Origin of the sequence: Mycolicibacterium gadium, assembly GCF_010728925.1 — a bacterium.
GTDB lineage: Bacteria > Actinomycetota > Actinomycetes > Mycobacteriales > Mycobacteriaceae > Mycobacterium > Mycobacterium gadium.
In genome coordinates this window covers 348,336-367,179 of sequence record NZ_AP022608.1, presented here as the reverse complement: position 1 = coordinate 367,179, position 18,844 = coordinate 348,336, and the positions used below count along the sequence as shown (strand labels likewise).

The window sequence follows — 18,844 nt, the reverse complement described above, 5'->3', positions numbered from 1 at the left end:
CGCCGGTGGCTATGCGATGTGGAGTTTGTCCCCCGCTGTGACTGCCTCGGCGAAAGGCGAGAGCCTGTGTTTTTGCTACTCGGCGAACGACGAGAGCTGCACGAGAGGCGCGAGCCGGTGTAGCGGAGGCACCATCGGATGCGTCCCTTGGGAAATGCGCCATCGGTGGCCTTTGTCCACGCGTATTCGAAGCCTGCGCGGCGGCTGAGCCACCGGCGGCCAGCTCAGAACCGTCGATGTCCTGGGCGGCCACCCGACTTTGGGAGATGTTTTCAGGCGGTAACAGCGCTCAGGCGTGGCACTGGCATGAGGACGCCTTGTCGGAAGTGGCTTCTGGCGTGACCGCGGATTCGCCTACGCTGTCGGGCCGCCAGTCGAACGGAAAATGCTTGCTCGAGCCACCGCGGTGATCGTGGGACCAGTCAAAGCCCACAGCGTGGTCCCGCTCCACAACACCCCAGGTCGCGATTTGGCCGGGGCCGACTTCGGCACCGGGCGCGTTGGCGGTGGTCACACGGTGATCGGGATCCGAGGTCGGTCCGGTCAGCGCAGCCACACGAAGGTCGACCTTCCCCGGGATTTCGGCGCGCCAGAAGCCGAGGTCATCGGCTGCCTCGAACGTGATGGGTGCGTACTCGATCGCCCGCAGATCTTCGATGAGACTGGCGAATTGGGCCGGCCAGCCGCCCTCCTTACCGGTGAAGATCCGCTCCAGGGCGTCGCGCTGGGCGGGATCGGCGCTGGAATCGATGTAGAACATCAACCTCATCATGGCGTCAGGGTCGCCGACCCACATGTTGCCGGTGAACTCGCCGAGCGAAACCACGTTCAACCCGTCGAGATCCACCTCACCGAAGTGTCCGTCTCGGATATGCCAGACCAAGGTGAAAAGGCAGTCGCCGTGGGTGGGTTCCTGTGCGAAGCTGCACGGGCAGGGCAGCTTGCAGCTGCATACGTCGAACCAGTCACCACGAAGATGCCAGTCGACCGTAGTCGATATTGCAGTCATCAGATCTCCTCTCATATACCCCCATGGGGTATCTAGGAGGCTAGCGCTGCGCACCGCTCTGCGCAAGTACCCCCCGGGGGTATTCTGGGCGCACGATACCCCACCGGGGGGTATGTAGCGCAGTTGAAGCTCGCTGCCCCCAGTCGCCTGCTCTGTGCGCATCCGGCTCGATACGTGGCGAGTGAGCCTCATTCATGTGTTCGGTCAATCGGGTGCAGGCCGCCGCCTGCATTCCTACTGAAGCGCAGGCGCACAATGCTTTTAGTCCTGAAGATCACCCATCGTCGTGACGTGCGACCAAACCGTGTAGCGCGAGTTCAATTACGTTGCGTCGGGCGGCTTCCTGACTCCAGTGGTGACTTGCACGCAGGTGGATGTAGCCCCAGCCGACCATATTGAACAGCACCGTCGCGGTGACCGTCTCTGGCAGACGGCGCAGCGTCCCATCCCCCGCGCCGTCGATAAGCAGCCGCTCAAAAGGCTCAGCGAAGATGTCGACCGTCAACGCCTCGGGTCCCGGCTGATGGAAGATCTCGCCATGTGCCAGAAACATGCCAGCGAGCAGTGGTAGGTATTCGTCGGCGGCCGAGCACATCGCCTCGAGCGCGGCCTCAAGCCGCTGCGCCGCCGTTCCGCGTCCGGTGATGGCCGGCCATATCGCGTTGCGGAAGGTTTGTCCGGCACGTTCGGTCAGCGCAGTGACCAGCTGATCGCGGGTCACATCGCGCCGGTAGATCGTGGCTCGAGACACCCCGGCTTCGGCGGCGATCCGCTCTCGGGTTGTGCCTTGGAGGCCCCAGCGGGCGATCGCGGCGGCTGTCGCGTCGATGAGCCGCGGCTCGATATGGCCTGAACTCGTCGGCCGGTCTTGACTGTGCGCCACGCGGTCATCATAGTTGAGACATGTCCGTCTCATATATGAGTACGCCTCATATCACTCTTTCGCCGGCCCTGGGCGCAGTGGCCGCCGCCGCCGGATCGGCAGCGTTGTTCGCGACCTACTGGGACGACGCCTGGCACACCGACATTGGCCGGGATACGGCCCTGATCGCGCCGCATCTGGTGTTGTACGGCAGTGTTGCCGTGGTGGCTCTCGTGGTCCTCAGCTGGGGACTAGTCGCAGTTTGTGGCACTCGGTCGCTACGGGGAGCGCTCAGGCAACCGGGGTTGCTGCTGGCCGGATTGGGGAGTGCGGTCACCTTCGCCGCGGCGCCGCTGGACGCGTTTTGGCACGACGCCTTCGGGCGTGACGCCGTGTTGTGGAGCCCTCCACACATGCTTGTCGTGTTCGCCTCCACAACGATGGCTATCGGGCTTCTGGCCGGCGTGCGACCGACACGGCACGGCGTCGTCGAGGCTGCCCTGTCCGCGTTGGTGCTCGGCAGCGCGATGATGACAGTCCTCGAGTACGACACCGACGTTCCGCAATTCAGCCAAGTCTTCTATCTTCCAGTACTTCTTGCTTCTGGCCTACTCAGCGTCTTCATCATCCGCGCGCTAGTCCCCACACCATATTCCGTCGGGCGCAGCGTCCTTCTCTACGTCACACTGCGTCTCATCGTCATCGTGGTGCTCATCGCGCTGGGCCGCAGTACCCCCGACATTCCCTTAGCAGTGCTGGGCCTTGCCGTGGCCGATCTGCCCTGGCGCGGACCTGCTGCACGATATGGGGCTACCTGCGCGGCCGTGGCCGCATTGTCTTGGATCGCCTCAGCGCTCGGCACGGCGAATATGCCACCGGGAGAAATCGGCGTGGTCGCCGTACCGATCATTGCCGTGGGCCTCGCGCTTGCGGCGGCCACATCCCTTCGCGCGCACAGGATTGGGGCAGCAGCCGTTACGCTGCTGGCCGGCGCCACAACGTGGATCCTGGGTCCCGCGCCCCAGGCGATCGCCCACGATCCTGGGCAAGGACAACACATAACGTCAGTGCGATGGAGCGTAAGCGGCGATGGCCGAGGAAACATCCAACTCGAGGCGATCACGGCGGAGTCCACCCCGGGACTGGTAGCCGAAGAGGTGGTAGCACGTCGGGGTGGACAAGCACTCACCGCACCGCTCAATCACGTTGGCCCAGGCCGGTTCACCGGCGCGATTCACCTTCCCCAAGCAGGGCGCTGGTTCATCTACATCGAACTTGACCGTGCCGGCGAAACGGTCGAATCGTGGATACCGATTGACGCGCAATGGCAGGGAAGCAGTTCGGTCGAGCGTGAGGTCTATGTGCCCGCCGGACTGCGCTCACCCACCACGGCGCAGATCGCCAGCGGAGCTGCGATCTACTGTCTCGGGTTCGCGCTACTGGGACTAGCACTCATCCAGACACGCCGATTCGCGCGGGCACTCAGATTCAAGACCCAGTGAGCTGACGGCTGTGTGGTGGTTTTATGCCCATCACAGACCGGCGCAAGACTTCGGCGCCAGGTATGCCCTAACGATCACCAGCTCGCGGGTGGCGCTCTCCTATCGGCAAACGGACAATGACGGTGAGTTTGCGGCTGCTCGTCACCGAGGGAGACGGCGAGCCGAACGGGTGCCTTCAACTCTTGCTTCACCTCGCAGAAGCGGTGTCGCGCACGGGCGTTGCCATGGGCTCAACCGAACCGCCGTGCGGCCACCAGCTGATGTCGATATCGAGTGATTTAGCTGGCAGCCGGGCGATGTCTATTTCTTGAACCGCTTCGGGGGCCGTCGCAGCGCAGCGCGCAAGCGCGCCGATCCTTCGGGTCCGATCTGCTCAACGAAGTAGCCGAGCACCAGTTCGGGCCGCCCACCACCATCGAGAGCTTCTTGCATCACATCAGCGCTATGCTCCTCCCGCGTCAGCGTCGGCCAGTACCGGTAAGCCTTTCCGTCGCGCTCGCGCGCCAACCAGCCCTTGGTATGCAAATTGTCCATCGTGGACATGACCGTCGTATAGGCGATGTCGCGTTCTGCGATGAGTTCGTCAAAGACGGCCCGTACGGTTGTCGATGTGTCGGGACCGAGGTTCCACATGCGGTCCATGATGACCGACTCGAGCTCACCGAATCCGCGCGCGCCCATTCTCGGCCGCCCAACTGCCCGCCTAGAGCCTCCGTCGCGCATGAGGCGCCCTCCAGCGGATTCGTACTATCTACGTACGGGCATCGTAGCGCTGCGGCACCCGCACGGCGACCCGAAGCGGAATTCGCGAGAACTTCGCCCGGGCGGGTGCTCTGGTTCTCCCCGCAGACAGGCCGCATCAAGGAGCACCTTGCCGTGTTGCCGGGTCGGAGGTGATCCAGACGAACTCAGATGGATGTTTGGGCATCGTTTGTCATTCCCTCAGCCCGTTCGGCTACCGCGTTGGCCGAGACATGTTGCGCCGCAACTCCCGCGGCGCCGATGCTCATCTGAACACCACGGGCCTGCCACTTTGTTGCCAGGCCTGCATGCCGCCGGCGAGTTCCACGACGTCGTGGTAACCCAACTCGGCCAACGTCGAAGCGGCGATGCGGCTCATTCGGCCCGAACGGCAGTAAACTGCCAGCGGAGTGCTGCGCGCCGTCGGCAACGCGGTGATCTGTTCGCGGAGCTGGTCGAACGGGACGGTGAGATCTGTCCCGGCGATGTCGCCCTCGTACGGGATATGCACATTGATCGTGACCACAACCGCCGTCTCGATGGCGTTGGCGAAGTCCTGCGGTCCCACAGACCGTGGCCCACCCGATGCAATGCTTGGTTGCTCCTCGAAGTGCAATCCCGCCGATGATGTCGCGGTCGGCGACACAGCGGCAGAACCGCACCCAGCGAGCATTAACACCGCACCGATTGCGGCGAAAACCTCACGCGTATGAAGGCACGACATCGCACTCATTGTCGCTCCGACACAGAATTCCGACAACAGCCACCGAATAGAAATCTCTGCAACCGGCCAACGATCGTCGCACCTTTGTGTCGATACTCAGCTAGCTGTCATGACGGAAGATGACGCAGCTATCCGGGAAGGCCGGGGGGCACCGAGTCCGGAGGTAGCTCCTCGGCATCGTAGACGTTCTTAGAGCGCTCGGCTCTGAAGCAGTCCGTCGATCCAACGAACGGATCGCGCGACGGCCGCGATTGATTGATCGATCGCTGATAGCGGGCCGTGGCGCAGTCTGCGATTCGGCGGCGGTCATCGCCTCTTCACGAAACATCGCGAGCCGTTTCACCTTCGACAAGAGCGTTAATGATCTGTGCACGCGGGGTGAGAACCGATACCCTATGGGGGTACTCCATTCGAGGAGGATGAATGAGTAGGGATCCGAATTCCAAGACAGCCAAAGTGATCCGTCTTGCACGGCACCCGATGGTTCTCACCGCAGCCAAGTGCGCGCTGACCTGCGCGCTGGGTGCTAGCTCGCCGAAAGCCCGACGCGCTACAAAGCGCGGGAAGACCTGCTGCGATTGAGCAGCTTAAGCGATCGGCCTGGCATCGCAACCTCGGCGACCCCGGGCGGGTAACCGTCCGGTGATGCGAGCACCCACCGGCCTGTTCAGCAGGCAGCGTCGACGTAGACGGTCTCGTATAGGACGCGCTCGACGAGCTGATCTCGCCGGTTCTGGCGGTATTCGGTAACTTCGCGTCCCGGTCGGATTCCGCTCACGGTGCACTGATCTAACGGTGCTGATCCGACCTTGTTGAGAATTACCTTATAACCATTCGATTCCAGGCGGTTGATCGTGTCTTGCACTGGGCGTGGGCCGGTCGGTGCAGCGGCGGCCTGTGCCGTCGCACCGATCGCAGCCGCGGCCAGGGCGGAAGCGACAATCGTTGCTAATCCGGTCGTCCTCATGATGTTTCTCCTTCTGCGCTGCGCTGGTCCGAAGAGGTCCGCCATCTGGCGGACACATCTACTGGTCCATACAGTACGTAGCTATTTAGTAGATGATTCGATGGTACATGACATGCGGGCAAATCCAAGGTTAAAACAACACGAGTGCATAACGAGTTATCGCACTATGCTGCAACATTTTTCGACTCCGACCGTGTCTCAGAAGCACAGCCAGTGAGGGCACCTCGAATGGAAGTTGGTGAACCGACTTCAGCAAACCCCGGTCGCACATTTTGTGCTGGCCGTCGCGCCACTTCCGGATCGGGAATCGCTTGTGACAGAGGTTCTTATTCGGCGGTCGCCCCCACGGTTGTGACACTGTCTTGGCAGCGTCGACACGATCGCATCGAGTGGCGGTGTCGTGCCGGCGGGCCGAGCAAGTCTCCGATCAGCTCAAGGTTTGCCTCGATGCGGAAAGTGCCGAAGCGGGCGTCAGGTGCCCGCGTCGATCCAGCCGGTACAAAGCCATCGCCGCCAACAACCCGATCAATGCCAGTCCACCCCACAGCAATTCGTCCGCGCCTGCGTTGCGAGCGGCTTGCAGAAGTGCTCCGGTCGCCAGGTTGCCGGCCAGGATTCCCACCCCCACGATCGTGGCCTAGAACCCGTAGTGCGTGGCGACTAGACGGTTGCCGGCAAGGGATACGATGGTGTCCATCTCGAACGGAAAGACAGCCGCCGACCCGACAGCCAAAAGCCCGGCCGACAGCAACAGCGCGGCGATGGCCGCGATCGACCCCAAACGCGAGCTATTGGGTATGGCGAAAAGCGGCGCGAACGACACGGCGAGAATAAGCATGCCGATCGTCAGTGATCGTCCGGCGCCCCAGCGGGCCGCGAACCAGCGGGTGATGCGCATCTGCCCGCCCACTGCGATAAGACCGGATACTACGAAAACAGCTGCGACAAGCAGCGATTCGTGATGCGGTGCCAGCGCTGCCGCATGCAACGGTAGGGCCAGATAAACCTGGAAGCTCAACACGTAGGAACCGATCATCGCTGCGGCGAACCACAGAAACGACCGGTTAGCTACGACGGTACGCCAGTCATCGAGTACTGCCGTCTTCTCGATAGGTGTCTCGGCGCTGTGCTGGGGCAGGGCGAATAACTGGGCCACGGTCAACAGCGCGAATACGGCTGCAGCGACCGCAGCCGCGATGCGAAAGTCCAGCATCATCAGCGCCAGCCCGGCAAGAGGACCGGCCAGAATGCCGGCCTGATAGAAGACGTTGAACAGCGCGAATGCCTCAACTCGGCGGGGCCCGGAGTCAGCGGCCAGATAGGCACGCACCGCCGGGTTGAACAGTGCTCCGGCGAATCCGGTTGCCGCAGAGGCGATCAGAACGGCGGGCAGCGAATCGGCGAAGATTAGCAGGGCGAACCCAGCGGTCCGCAGCAGACATCCGGCCACGATGAGCGGCTTGTAACCTAGCCGGTCGGCGAGGGTGCCGCCGATGATGAACATGCCTTGCTGGGAGAAGTTGCGCACACCCAGCACCAGACCGACCGCCCAGGCCGCTAAGCCAAGTGGTCCGGCCAGGTACCCGGCCAGGTAGGGCATCAGCATGTAGAAGCCGAGATTGATGCCGAACTGGTTGACCATCAGCATCCGGCTCGGCCAACCGAAGCTCGCGAACTGCCTCAGAGCGCCGATCATCGGCCGCTCCTTACAGGGTCGACCACCTTGAGGCACCGCGTCCAGGAGCTGACGACCTGTTCGCTCGGATGTGAAATGACAGCCGGCTCTTCGGGCGGCGGCCCATTGAGGAGGTGATGCTCTCGGCAATAATCGTCGTTGTAGACGGTATCGAAATAGCGTTGCGGGCCGTCGGGAAAGACCGCGGCGATCGTGGTGTCTGTAGAGTGGTTCCGGGCAACCCATCCTGCGACGAGTGCTACGGCGCCCACACTCCATCCGCCACTGGCGTAATGCGTTGCCGCCAAGGTGCGGCATGCCCACACCGCCTCCGCTGGCCCCACCCAGTGCACCTCGTCGAAGGCCGCGTAGTCGACGTTACTTGGATAAATACTCGAGCCTAAGCCGCGCATCAGGCGGGTTGCGGCGGGCTGACCGAAGATGGTCGATCCGATGGTATCCACGCCGATCAACCGCATGTCAGGGTTGAATTCGCGTAGCACGCGCGCTACTCCGGCCGAATGTCCGCCGGTGCCCACCGAACAGACCAGCACGTCGATGGCGCCGAGCTGGGCGTGAAGTTCCAGTGCCAGGTCTTGGTAGGCGTCGACGTTGTCGGGATTGTTGTACTGGTCGGGGTACCAGGAGTGTGGGTACTGAGCCAAGAGTTCGGCGACCCGCTCACGGCGGGCCTGTTGCCAGCCGCCTTCCGGATGTGGTTCCGACACGACCTGAATGTCGGCGCCGAAGGCAGACAGCATGCGGTGCATGATCGGCTCCATCCCTGGATCGGCGACCAGCGTTACGGGATGCCCGTACACGGTGCCGGCCAGCGCCAGCCCTAAACCCAATGTGCCACTGGTTGACTCGATGACGCGCGCTCCGGGACGCAGGTCGCCGCGGGCACGACCACGTTCCACCATGTACATGGCTGGCCGGTCCTTCATGCCTCCGGGATTGAACCCCTCGAGTTTGGCCCAGAAGCCGCTCTCGTCATCACAGAATGGCTGGGAGATCCGCAGCACCGGGGTACGGCCGACCATCGTTCCCGGCCGGTGGTTTCGGCCTAGGCCGCGGTAGCGAGAGGATGTTAGGTCGGTGGAATGAATCGACAGAACATTGTTCATTGAGGTGTCGCCTCTGCATAGGAGCCGCGACGTGAGGGCGCGGCAGCTGACAAGGATGGGCAGCGTTGCCACCGGCCATGCCGTGAAGGCACAGTCGGTCCGGCGTTGCCCGGATCAGCGCCGCGCGATGCAGAGGCGCGCCAGAAGTTGGCGGCCCGACAAGAAGAGGTAGGCGCGTTTGGGCGGTCCGCGTATCGTCTGACCGGCCGCCCATCGGTCGAAGGCCCAGCTGGCTGTGACGCCGAGAGCTAACACCAGGGTGGCGAGGATCGTCGCGGTCCGCGGCGATACGGCCAGGGCCAGTACGTCGTGGGCCGTGTGTGTCGCCGCCTGGCGAGCATGTGAGTGATCGAGGGCTACAGCAAAGTGATCAGCGAGCGACGTGGCGATCGGATGAGGTCCATGGTTGTCTGGCTCCGCCGGTGACGCCCACAGCGCGTCGGCGCCGATGATGAGCACCCAGACGACAACAGCGAGGGCGACTGCCTGTCGCAGTCGTCTACTCGAGCGTGCGTCTTTGTAGCTCACAATGTTGCCCACTGTAGCAGCTCCTACGGCCGATCCCCGTAGGTGGCGAAGTCGAGTCTGTGTCGTTATCGCGTCGCGACTCAACTCCGCAGCGGTGAAGGCCAATCAATTCATTGTTCCCTGTCAGTAGTGGGTTTTTTGCACTGACGCAAGTGAATTCGCTGCCGGGAGGTTTCCCAGCCGCGGCCTCCGCGAATCGGTGCAGCTCAGTTACTATTCTGATAAGTAGATGTGATTGCTAACCGGCTTGCTCGGTCGCTGTGCACTTTAAAAGCCCTCACCGGGATTCGGCACTCCTGCTTAGACAATCACTCGTGTAACGCAGATCACATCAGCAGCAGCGCTTCGAGATCTCGAATTAGCACCGGCTGGCGGCTCGATGCGGCGTTTCGGTGCGCTTCGGCTGCCACGGCGACCCGATCGACCACCCGACAAACCGCGCTCGGCGACTCCGACCCAACCCGTCCCCCAGTCTCCAGCTAATACTGAGCCAGGCAGCAGACAGGCATCGCTTCCGGAGTTCTCCGTCTTTACACTTCGGGCCATTCAGTGGGTGCCGTCAGTCCCGGTGGATAGTGAGTACTTATGGCGCGGATGACGTCTCGACATCGGCGGGGACAGCTTGCGCATGTCCGTGAGTGCACGCATGCAGGCGCCACAATGACCCGCAGGACTTGAACCGAGGAGCCGACCGGCTTCGATTATCGCGGCCGATGCTGTCAGGAGCAGCACCCTGCGGTACCGGACCGGCTCCGCCGGCGGCGAAGTCGCACAGTAGTTCTATGCATGCGACGAATGAGCCGCGTTGCTGCCGGTGAGCGACCACATGGAGAACGAGTAGTGCCGCCACGGGTCATCCAGGTCAGCAGCACAATGCCGATCGCGACCCGCCAGACTGCGGCGGGGCAGGACTGGCACGGCCGAGGACGTGCGAAAGCCCGGCACGCAGCGATGTTCACCGCCTCTTTGCCTTGCTCGATTGACTCGCCAATCGTTGCAGCGCTGCGCACAACGTTCAGAATGTCCGTCGGAAACGAACCCGGTTCTCGATGGTGTGACATCGGCGCGCGCCGGCATCGTTCAGACTGCAGTCACCCGGGATGAGCGTCGGCGGTCATGGTGTTGCTCTGCACCTTCGGCCGCAAAGTGGTCTTGTCAGAGCTCCGATAACACCTACCTGCACATCAGCACGCCAGATACGCCGAGCATAATGGTACCCAGCGGAGCCAAGGCAATTAGCGTCGACGCGCTTGTCAGGGCAGCCTGTGCACGGACCCGGACATGATGTGCCGGCGGAAGGGCAAGGCGTTCAGCGCGATTCAATACTGCGACATCGGCAGCGCCCAGCGCTGCTGCGGGCGCACCGCCAGCCAGAGCCATCAACCCGGTGAGCAGTGCACGGTTTCCATGCCGGCGGGCGGCGGCATCATCGGCGCACATTTCCAACAGCCGTGAGACCTCCGCGGCACCGCGTGTCATCAAAGCAAAGCGGGGAAAGACCAGCGCCAAACTGCGCAACGCCGTGACCGTTCTGGGGTGATGGCCATCGAGATGCGCGCGCTCATGTGCGATCACGGCTCCCAATTCCCGCTCATCTAGAGCCGCTACGGCTGCGGTAGTGACCACGATTGCAGGTGGCTTGCCCGAGACGCAGTAAGCGGTGCGCTCGGCGGCGTCGACGACGAACACATCACGTTCGGTCCTCGGGCGCCCCACCAGTCGGACAGCTTGTGCATGGCCGTGGGCATGCGCACGTAGCCGCCCGATGGTGCGTACAAGCCGGATGCCGATGACGGCGACTGCGCCGACTGCGCCGGCCGACCCCGCCAGGAGCATCAATTGCGGTGCGCTACCGGCTTTACCGGCCGCCAGGTCACACAGCATTTCGAAGCACGACTCCACAAATGAGCCGCGCTGGTGCCAGTGGGCGAACACGTCGAGGATCACCAGCACGGCAATGGTCGCCCAGGTGAGCAGGACGGTAACGATCGCGATCAGCCAGGCTGCCACCCCGCACCTGGGTGCATGCCCGCCCCGGGTGAGGAAGCCCAACACCGGCGGCCCCAACACGACCACCGCCACGCTGTAGAGCAGCAGGCACGCGGCGATGCTCACCGCCTCTTCGCCTTGGTCGACCGCCTCGCCAGCCGCCGCAACGCCTCTCGCAGCCGCTCGGATTCCTTCGGCCCAATCTGCTCGATGAAGTAGCTGAGAACCAATTCTGAGCGGCCGCCGCCGTCGAGGGCTTCACGCATCAGCTGGGCAGTGTGCTCCTCGCGCGTCATGATGGCCCAATACCGATAGGCCCGGCCGTCGCGTTCCCGCTCAAGCCAGCCTTTGGTGTGCAGGTTGTCCATCGTCGACATCACCGTCGTGTAGGCGATGCGCCGCTCGGCCGAAAGTTCCTCGAAAATTTCACGCACTGTTACCGTCTCGGGATCGCGATTCCAGACGCGATCCATAACGACGGCTTCCAACTCCCCGAAACCACGTACCCGCACCGTTTCACCCTTCAGCGTTGTTGCTGCTGAGCCTACATCGCACGGGAGCTTAGGCGCGGCGCGGCGCGGCAACGTGGCATGCCCGGGCAGAAACTATTCCCGCTTCACCAGTGAGTCATGACCGCCAGAAGCGAGCGATGGCTGCTCTGCGGCTGGGACTCCGAACCGCACAGGGCCGTCAAAAGCCAGCGGCGGTCACGAATCATCAGGCATATCCGGTATTTGCCAATCGGCACGGATCTCAGCGGCCTAGAACGCTTTCACCGAATCGCCAGTCGCCGAGTGCAATTAGCCGGACCGAAGATTGGCATCCGCGCCGTCGCCAACGTTCAGTGTGTGGCCGCTAGCTTCGCACAATTACCGGGTCGCCAACGTGCACGGTGTTGAAATACCATTCGGCGTTTTCCGGGCTGAGGTTGATGCACCCGTGGCTGACGTTGGCCGAGCCCTGCGACCCGACTGACCAGGGCGCCGAATGCACATACACCCCGCCCCACGTCACCCGCACGCCGTACTCGCCGTCGATCAGATAGCCCTCGGGGTCGTCGAGCGGAATGCCAATGGTGCGAGAGTCGAACACCACGTTGCGTTGCTTCTCCAGCACACTGAAGGTGCCCACGGGCGTGTCGAAGCCCGGCTTGCCCAGCGATGCTGGCATCTCGCGCACCACCTGGTCATCGATGCTTACAGTGAACGTGTGGGCCGAGATATCGGCGACGCTCACCACCGCCGCTCCGGTAGTGAACTCGCTCTTCATGCCACCTACACCCACAGTGATCGTCGAATGCGCGGGCCAGAAGCCATCCGGGTTCCACTCCAAGAAGCTGTCGCTGACCCAGGTGAATCGACCCGTCACCGGCTGTGATGCGGTGACTTTGATGCTGCGCTCGACTGCCGTGCGGTCTTTCACCGGGGTGGTGAATGCCACTAGCACCGGATGGGCAATCCCCACCACCTGTCCAGGTTGCGGACGCAGCAGCGCGACACGGTTGTCCACGCTCGATGAGGCGGCCGCGCCCGAACCCGCGGCCGGTGCGCCGAAAACCACCGCTGCGGCGGTGACGGCCCATACCACTAGCCCGCGAAGCATACTGCCCATATCCGCCTTTCGCCGCGATGTGCCATCAACACCATTCTACGTAACTACTGCGTATCCGGCTGCTCGGTGCGCTCGGGTCCGAGTCGATATCGATGAGCGTTTGCAGCATTCTTGCTCCCTGCGGTCTCTGGGCGCTCAAGGCGGCGCAACACCCTCTGCCACAAACAGACGCTCTGCATCGTCCCCGCGCAGGCGCTGGCGCAGCGAACAGGCAGTGCGATCCGATGAAGGGACCGCTATTCGCGCAGTGAATGCAGCCCGATCAACAACAATCCGATGATGACCAATATGGCGGCCATCGGAAAGCCGATCAGCAGGTCCTGTACCCCAATAACCCGCATGTTCGCGAGATGAGCGATCAGGTGCGCAACGGCCATAGCCGCGCCGACCACAACAAGCAGCGATCCCACGGCGCGGCTGACGCCTGCTCGACGGTGCAGGTGTCGGTTGACCGGCCGGCGGTCAGCCCTTGATGAATTGCCTTGCCCCATAGCGCTCCTCTCAATTCGGGCCCATACCCACTGTCTACTATGCAGATTAGTACGTACTGTTGTGTCGACAGGGAAGCGTCGCGGCGAGTCGGAAGTAGAGCCCTACCGCGAGTAACCGTCATCGCGTCTTCGGTGCCAGCGCCGTCGCTGATTTGGGTGCACAGCCGGTCGCTGATCAAAAGCGACAACTGATTGCGCGCCAGCGTGATTAGCCGCTCAAGGTGCGCGGCTGCATCTGAAGCCAGACGACTTCGCCCGAACGAACCGCCGGGCTTGAATGCCTGCGAAAGTTACGCTTATCGGGTCGGCGCGGTCGGATGACCTCAGCCGGCCCACCTTCACCAACACCGGGACCGCCCAGCCCCCGGAGCCCCTGCGCGCAAGCGACGGTGCCGGACGTCATCGGTGAAGGCGTTGCGGCTAACGCCCTAGTAGCAGCATGTGGCAGCGACGTTTCCGCCGGCTTCTCAGGGTGAAGCAGCACCCGCCAGGCGCGATTCGCTTCGCCTGAACCGATCGTGTTCACTCCAAACACATTTAGCCATACGGCTCCTTCCATCAGGAGCCCAAGCTGTCAACAACGCAATCATTTCCAGAACTAGCCGTTATCCCCCGGTGCAGGACGCCAGTCCGATGAGCGCGGTGAAGGTCAATAGCATCGTCATGCCCAGCACTAGCGCCGCGCCACATCCGGCGGTGGAGTCGGAGAAGCGGCGTGAGTAGGACGAGCTGCGCCCGTCGAGACGGGCCAGTCGTAGCTGGGTGCAGTCGCCGACAATGCCCAGCGCGGCTGCCGGCGCAGGGGCGGTCTGCAATGTCTGCAGCGCTCGGCGTAGGCCGTGATGGCCGTGCGTGTGGGCGGCGACCGCGTCAGCGTCCAGTTCCACCAGGGTGCGCACCAGCGACGGTGAATGCCGCATCAGCGGCAGCCATCCAAGGCCCGCAGCAGCGGCCTGCGCGACGGTGATCAACAGGTGGTGGCGTCGCCGCACGTGAGCGTGCTCGTGGGCCGCAACAGCGTTGACCGAAACCCCGTCCAAGCACTGCCGCAATCCAGTGCTCATCACCACCAGCGGCGGATCACCAGCCAGGCTGTAGGCCAGCGGCTCCGTGGCGGGTAACCACAGCACCGTGCCGCTCCGTGGGCCGCTACCGGTCAGCAGCCAGGCCAACTCCGCGTGTTTGTCGTGCAAGCGGCGCCGATGCCGGCTGGTCCGACCGACCCGCCAGCCACCGCGTATCACGGCAACGATCAGCGCGACGGCGCTGAGGGCGCCCGCGACGGTGTCGAGGGGACCGGGTGCACCGGCATGCAACGCCAGCCAGCAGCGGTGCAGCAATTCGGCCAACGCTGGCAGCGCGACCGCGGACAGCGTCAGGCACACCAGCACCCCCCAGACCACCAACAGCACCGCGGCGTCGGTTCCGCGGCGCATCAGGGCACGCAGTATCGGCGGCGCGAGGACACCAATAGCAATGCCGCCAACCGTCCACCACACCACCACAGTCACCGCCGACGGTCCCGTTCTCTTAGGCCGCGAGTCATCGCCTGCGATTCGGCGTGGGTCGCGCTTCTCGCGAAGTGCAGCAGCGCTTCGGCCGGGTCGCCGCTGTCAGCGAGCAACTCGCGCAGCGCATCGGTGGCCGCCTGAAGGCGGTCGCGGGTGGCGCGATAGCTATAGGCGCGGCCGTCGAGCTCGCGGCTCAACCATCCCTTGCGGTGCAGGTTGTCCATCACGGTCATCACCGTCGTATAGGCGGGCTGGCGGTCGGGTTCGAGGCTGTCCAGCACATCACGGACCCGCACCGCGTCATGAGCGGCCCAGACCACCTCCATAATCGCAGCCTCCAACTCGCCCAGCCCGGGCAACGGCCGGCGCTGGCGCGGCGGCTTGCGGCGCGCAGCCCGGCCGGCCGATTCGCGGGCTGTCATCATTCCTGCCTTTCCCGCAGCGCAGCGGCCACCGATTCGGTGACCTGAGCGACATCGCGAAACACCAGCACATCCTGCAGGCGGCGCACTGAACCGTCGGTACCGACAACGTAACTCAGCGGCAGCAGCGGCGGCGCCACCAACGCGCCGGCCACCTCATCAGCGTCGGTGAATGAGGGATAGCCGATTTGTAACGCGCGGACCAGCGACGCCGCCGAGGACGGGCGGTCGCGCACATTGACACCCACAACCCGCACCGCCCCGGGCGTCGCCGCATAGGCGTCGAGCACCGGCATCTCCTCGCGGCACGGCGCGCACCACGAGGCCCACAAATTCAGCACTGTCGGCGCACCGGCCACCGCGGCACCGACATCCACCGGCTGCGAGGACCCGAGGCAGCGGGCCTTCGCGCCGGCCAATGTCGGCACCGGCGCGCTACCGGGCGCCGGCAGCGGACAAGGAACCGCGCTGGCCCCGGCCTCGGTGCCTGCCGGCAGTGCGTCGGCCGCGACATCGTGAGATGGCAGCCCCCGCCCCGCCGGTGGGTCGTGGCTCACGAGCACACCTGCGATCGTGGCGGCCGCAGCGGCGACAAGTACGGCCAACGGTCGACCCCGCACTCTTAGCGCTCACGCTCTGGCGCAGCCGGCGCCAACGTCGCCGGCGCCGACGCTGGCACCCCGCCGACAGCGGGGCAGGATCGCAGTGCCACCAGCCGCCGCCGCAGCGCCCAACCCAACAGCACCAGCGCGGCGGCCGCGATCAGCGACTGCAGCGGCGCCCAGACGCCCAGTGCCCCACTGACTCCGATCGCGGCCACCACGAGCTTGTTGCACACCGGGCAGCCCACCGCCAGCAGAGACCCGATGTTGGCGAGGATGCCGGCGCGTCGTGGGAACGAGGACGCTGCGGCGGGGCGACCTACATAGGTGGCCGCTAACACCCCGCTGAGCACCGCGGTCAGCACCCACACGGCATAGCTCCACCACGGCGCGGGGGTCATGCGCACGAAAATCGGATTGACCACCAGCGCGCTAGGGATACCCACCGCCAGCGCGACCAGCGCCGCGGCCGCTACGGCGACGACCAGTGGCCGCCAGATCAGCCGGCCCACCATCATTTATCCACCACCCTCGACGCCTTGCCACGAAACATTCTCCAGCTTAGTACTAACTGACATAGTAGGAAATCGATGCGCCGCTGACTCCGGCAGCTCCGCGGCGCAACAACATCGCATCGGGTCGGGAAGAGCCGCCGCGCACTACGGATTGACTACGCACTTCCAAGGGGGTCGACTAGCGGCCATCTGCCCGAGACTGGATTCACCAGTCGATCACGGAATCCATGAAGAGAGGAACGACGATGTCGAAAACTACGAGCGAGGCCTGGAAGACGGCCTTAACGGTCGTGCAGGATGTGCGGCCGCCGTTCATCCCGGAGAACGCGGCAGCGATGACAGTTGTCGTCGAATACCCGCCGGGCGACCCGGGCGCACCTCCGCACAGGCACCCGAGCGGGCCCGCATTCGGCTACATGCTCGAGGGCGAGATGCTCTTCGAGCTCGAAGGCGAACCGCCGCGGGTGATTCGCGCCGGAGAGGCCTTCTGGGAACCAGGCGGCGACGTAATCCACTACCAAGACGGCAACAATCGCACCGATACTCCCAGTCGCTTCGTCGTGACAATGATGTGCGTGCCCGGACAGCCGATGCTTGAACTCGTCGACGACGCAGAGTTGGAGCGGCGCAAGGCGCGGCGCGTACCGAAACCGTGAACGTTGTCAGCGACGACTGACTTTGGACGGACGGTCGGTTGAATGCAGACGTCGAAGGAGTTCGCACTACCTAGACGACCCTACCTACCGCCCTCATGAGGCGAATTCGACACGCGCAGGTCGTAGCGGTACGGCGCTATCACCCGCGGTGAGAAGCCGACACCATCTACTACTACGTAGTTGATACACAGTATTTCCCGGAGGGCATGAAACGTCGCGGCATAGCTGCTGCGGCAACGCATCTAGCGGTAGGCGAGAGGGGCCTACGCCGCCCCCGATGACAGCAAGGTGGCTCAACGTCGTCCGGAAGCGTTCGCGAAGAGACTGTTACGACAATGAGACTGTGTCGCATGTTTCCTGTGGGACTGCAGTGATGTACGTTGCGTGTACGTACTATATGGCTGCGTACTGAGAGTCCGTAGATGTGCCCGGAGAGTCCCGACCGACCTGCAATGGTGACGCGCCCGCGCACCCCGCTGAGGGAGATCTTTGATGAGGCTTGGACGCCACCCCGTCACGCGCCTCACGGCTGCGGTCGCCATCAGCGCAACGGTGCTTACCTTCGGTGGGGGCACGGCACACGCCTCCCACGACGGAACCGTCCACTCCGGAGGCTCCGAGGTCTCCACCTTGGTCGCCGCCCTCGCTGAGACCCAACAGCGTGTCACCGATATCGGCGCTGAGATACAGGGCCTGCAGGAAGGTGTGAACAAAGCGTTGGTGGAAGTGACGAATGCCCGTGACGCCGCGGCGTCCGCGCGCCGCGACGTAGAATCCAGCGAGCAAGCGCTGACCGACGCTAACGCGGCGATCACCGCCGCACAGCGGCGCTTCGATGACTTCGCCGCTGCGACTTACGTTAACGGCCCATCGCAGGCGCTGCTGTTCGCGTCCAGCCCCGAAGACATCATTTCTACTGTCAGTGCCGACCAGGCCTTGACGCTCAGCGCCCGCAACGCCCTGACTGATCTGCAGCGCGCCCGCACCGCGCAGACGAATCGCGCCTCGGCGGCGCGGGCTGCCCAGCAGCGCGCCGATGAGGCGGCCGCCGACGCTGAGCGAAGCCAACAGGCCGCGGTGAGCGCGCTGACCCAGGCGCAGCAGCAGTTCGGTGCCCAGCAGGCCGAAGTCGATCAGCTGGTCGCCGAGCGTCGCGCCGCCCAGGCGCGCCTCGACGCCGCCCGTCCTGCGCCCCCACCAACCGCCACGCCGGCGATCGCCGCCTCGCCGACCCCGGACCGGTGGGATTCCCCGGGCCCGGCGGGGACGCCGGCACCGACCAACACCAGTCAGTGGGACACCACCCTGCCGATGGTCCCCAGCGCCAACGTGGCCGGCGATCCCGTCGCCATCGTCAACGCGGTGCTGCAGATCTCGGCAACCTCAGCGCAGCTGACCGCCGACATGGGCCGAAAGTTCCTCACCCAACTGGGGATCCTGCCCCAAGCGTCTGCACCCGCCGATCCCGGTATCACCAACGGGCGCATCCCGCGGGTGTACGGCCGCCAGGCATCCGAGTTAGTGATCCGCCGCGCCATGTCACAACTGGGCGTGCCCTACTCATGGGGCGGCGGCAACGCCAACGGCCCCTCGCGCGGAATCGATCAGGGCGCCAACACCGTCGGATTCGACTGTTCTGGCCTATATCTGTATGCCTTTGCCGGGGTCGGCATCAAGCTGGACCACTACTCCGGCTCACAGTACAACGCCGGACGCAAAATTCCGTCGTCACAAATGCGCCGCGGCGATCTGATCTTCTACGGCCCCAACGCAAGCCAGCACGAAGCAATGTACCTGGGCGACGGGCAGATGCTCGAAGCGCCCTACACCGGGTCGGTGGTCAAGATCTCGCCGGTGCGCACCAGCGGCATGACGCCCTACGTCACCCGGCTCATCGAGTACTGACTCTTGC

Annotated in this window: 18 protein-coding genes and 1 pseudogene; 3 read left to right on the top strand and 16 right to left on the bottom strand. The window is 64.2% G+C overall.

Features of this window, described 5'->3' with window-relative positions; all coding sequences use genetic code 11:
• Positions 1-289 precede the first annotated feature (289 nt).
• Together G6N36_RS01710 and G6N36_RS01705 are read right to left on the bottom strand one after the other, a co-directional pair.
• The gene (locus G6N36_RS01710; protein ID WP_163684419.1) at positions 290-1,009 is read right to left on the bottom strand and encodes a DUF1326 domain-containing protein; all 720 of its coding nucleotides are present in this window, start codon (positions 1,007-1,009) and stop codon (positions 290-292) included.
• Between the two features lie 274 nt (positions 1,010-1,283).
• Positions 1,284-1,892: a TetR/AcrR family transcriptional regulator gene (locus G6N36_RS01705; RefSeq protein WP_163684417.1), complete on the bottom strand. Its 609-nt coding sequence runs from the start codon at positions 1,890-1,892 to the stop codon at positions 1,284-1,286.
• A gap of 20 nt (positions 1,893-1,912) precedes the next feature.
• Between G6N36_RS01705 and G6N36_RS01700 the strand changes: the two genes are divergently transcribed.
• Entirely contained in the window at positions 1,913-3,373 is a 1,461-nt protein-coding gene (locus tag G6N36_RS01700) for a hypothetical protein (RefSeq protein WP_163684415.1), read from the top strand.
• Between the two features lie 300 nt (positions 3,374-3,673).
• Here G6N36_RS01700 and G6N36_RS01695 read toward each other — a convergent pair whose 3' ends face one another.
• The 14 genes and pseudogenes from G6N36_RS01695 to G6N36_RS01630 all read right to left on the bottom strand — a co-directional run bounded on the left by G6N36_RS01695 (position 3,674) and on the right by G6N36_RS01630 (position 16,279).
• Complete coding sequence (locus G6N36_RS01695) at positions 3,674-4,054, bottom strand: BlaI/MecI/CopY family transcriptional regulator (protein WP_163684413.1); 381 nt, start codon at positions 4,052-4,054, stop codon at positions 3,674-3,676.
• A 325-nt stretch (positions 4,055-4,379) separates the two neighbouring features.
• Entirely contained in the window at positions 4,380-4,682 is a 303-nt protein-coding gene (locus G6N36_RS01690; RefSeq protein ID WP_235689944.1) for a rhodanese-like domain-containing protein, read from the bottom strand.
• 823 nt (positions 4,683-5,505) lie between these two features.
• The gene (locus G6N36_RS01685) at positions 5,506-5,805 is read right to left on the bottom strand and encodes a hypothetical protein (protein ID WP_163684411.1); all 300 of its coding nucleotides are present in this window, start codon (positions 5,803-5,805) and stop codon (positions 5,506-5,508) included.
• 427 nt (positions 5,806-6,232) lie between these two features.
• A pseudogene (locus tag G6N36_RS01680) lies at positions 6,233-7,501 on the bottom strand (MFS transporter).
• On the bottom strand, positions 7,498-8,607 hold the full coding sequence (locus G6N36_RS01675; RefSeq protein ID WP_163684409.1) for a PLP-dependent cysteine synthase family protein: 1,110 nt from the start codon (positions 8,605-8,607) through the stop codon (positions 7,498-7,500). The pseudogene G6N36_RS01680 and the gene G6N36_RS01675 overlap by 4 nt, the downstream one beginning before the upstream one ends.
• Before the next feature lie 114 nt (positions 8,608-8,721).
• Complete coding sequence (gene lpqS / locus G6N36_RS01670) at positions 8,722-9,135, bottom strand: putative copper homeostasis (lipo)protein LpqS (protein ID WP_163684407.1); 414 nt, start codon at positions 9,133-9,135, stop codon at positions 8,722-8,724.
• Positions 9,136-10,308: 1,173 nt separating this feature from the next.
• Positions 10,309-11,250, bottom strand: a complete 942-nt coding sequence (locus G6N36_RS01665) for a M56 family metallopeptidase (protein ID WP_163684404.1) — start codon at positions 11,248-11,250, stop codon at positions 10,309-10,311.
• The gene (locus G6N36_RS01660) at positions 11,247-11,636 is read right to left on the bottom strand and encodes a BlaI/MecI/CopY family transcriptional regulator (RefSeq protein WP_163684402.1); all 390 of its coding nucleotides are present in this window, start codon (positions 11,634-11,636) and stop codon (positions 11,247-11,249) included. The genes G6N36_RS01665 and G6N36_RS01660 overlap by 4 nt, the downstream gene beginning before the upstream one ends.
• A 343-nt stretch (positions 11,637-11,979) precedes the next feature.
• On the bottom strand, positions 11,980-12,726 hold the full coding sequence (locus G6N36_RS01655; RefSeq protein ID WP_235689943.1) for a L,D-transpeptidase: 747 nt from the start codon (positions 12,724-12,726) through the stop codon (positions 11,980-11,982).
• 245 nt (positions 12,727-12,971) lie between these two features.
• Positions 12,972-13,145, bottom strand: coding sequence for a hypothetical protein (locus tag G6N36_RS01650; protein ID WP_235689942.1), 174 nt, complete (start codon positions 13,143-13,145; stop codon positions 12,972-12,974).
• 686 nt (positions 13,146-13,831) lie between these two features.
• A complete protein-coding gene (locus G6N36_RS01645) occupies positions 13,832-14,737 on the bottom strand; it encodes a M56 family metallopeptidase (RefSeq protein WP_235689941.1) in 906 nt (301 codons plus the stop codon).
• A complete protein-coding gene (locus G6N36_RS01640; protein ID WP_163684396.1) occupies positions 14,734-15,159 on the bottom strand; it encodes a BlaI/MecI/CopY family transcriptional regulator in 426 nt (141 codons plus the stop codon). The genes G6N36_RS01645 and G6N36_RS01640 overlap by 4 nt, the downstream gene beginning before the upstream one ends.
• The gene (locus G6N36_RS01635) at positions 15,159-15,764 is read right to left on the bottom strand and encodes a TlpA family protein disulfide reductase (RefSeq protein WP_235689940.1); all 606 of its coding nucleotides are present in this window, start codon (positions 15,762-15,764) and stop codon (positions 15,159-15,161) included. The genes G6N36_RS01640 and G6N36_RS01635 overlap by 1 nt, the downstream gene beginning before the upstream one ends.
• 17 nt (positions 15,765-15,781) lie before the next feature.
• Positions 15,782-16,279 (bottom strand): hypothetical protein, encoded by a 498-nt coding sequence (locus G6N36_RS01630; protein ID WP_163684393.1) that lies wholly within the window; start codon positions 16,277-16,279, stop codon positions 15,782-15,784.
• A 242-nt stretch (positions 16,280-16,521) separates the two neighbouring features.
• Between G6N36_RS01630 and G6N36_RS01625 the strand changes: the two genes are divergently transcribed.
• A complete protein-coding gene (locus tag G6N36_RS01625) occupies positions 16,522-16,932 on the top strand; it encodes a cupin domain-containing protein (RefSeq protein ID WP_179964694.1) in 411 nt (136 codons plus the stop codon).
• 492 nt (positions 16,933-17,424) lie between these two features.
• A complete protein-coding gene (ripA, locus tag G6N36_RS01620) occupies positions 17,425-18,837 on the top strand; it encodes an NlpC/P60 family peptidoglycan endopeptidase RipA (RefSeq protein WP_163684390.1) in 1,413 nt (470 codons plus the stop codon).
• Positions 18,838-18,844 lie beyond the last annotated feature (7 nt).

Excerpts from the sequence above, each read along its gene's own strand:
- G6N36_RS01630 (WP_163684393.1), bottom strand. The coding sequence starts at position 16,279 with ATGATGGTGGGCCGGCTGATCTGGCGGCCACTGGTCGTCGCCGTAGCG.
- G6N36_RS01700 (WP_163684415.1), top strand. The coding sequence starts at position 1,913 with ATGTCCGTCTCATATATGAGTACGCCTCATATCACTCTTTCGCCGGCC.
- G6N36_RS01625 (WP_179964694.1), top strand. The coding sequence starts at position 16,522 with ATGTCGAAAACTACGAGCGAGGCCTGGAAGACGGCCTTAACGGTCGTG.
- G6N36_RS01685 (WP_163684411.1), bottom strand. The coding sequence starts at position 5,805 with ATGAGGACGACCGGATTAGCAACGATTGTCGCTTCCGCCCTGGCCGCG.
- G6N36_RS01655 (WP_235689943.1), bottom strand. The coding sequence starts at position 12,726 with ATGCTTCGCGGGCTAGTGGTATGGGCCGTCACCGCCGCAGCGGTGGTT.
- G6N36_RS01710 (WP_163684419.1), bottom strand. The coding sequence starts at position 1,009 with ATGACTGCAATATCGACTACGGTCGACTGGCATCTTCGTGGTGACTGG.
- G6N36_RS01675 (WP_163684409.1), bottom strand. The coding sequence starts at position 8,607 with ATGAACAATGTTCTGTCGATTCATTCCACCGACCTAACATCCTCTCGC.
- G6N36_RS01695 (WP_163684413.1), bottom strand. The coding sequence starts at position 4,054 with ATGGGCGCGCGCGGATTCGGTGAGCTCGAGTCGGTCATCATGGACCGC.
- G6N36_RS01640 (WP_163684396.1), bottom strand. The coding sequence starts at position 15,159 with ATGACAGCCCGCGAATCGGCCGGCCGGGCTGCGCGCCGCAAGCCGCCG.
- ripA (WP_163684390.1), top strand. The coding sequence starts at position 17,425 with ATGAGGCTTGGACGCCACCCCGTCACGCGCCTCACGGCTGCGGTCGCC.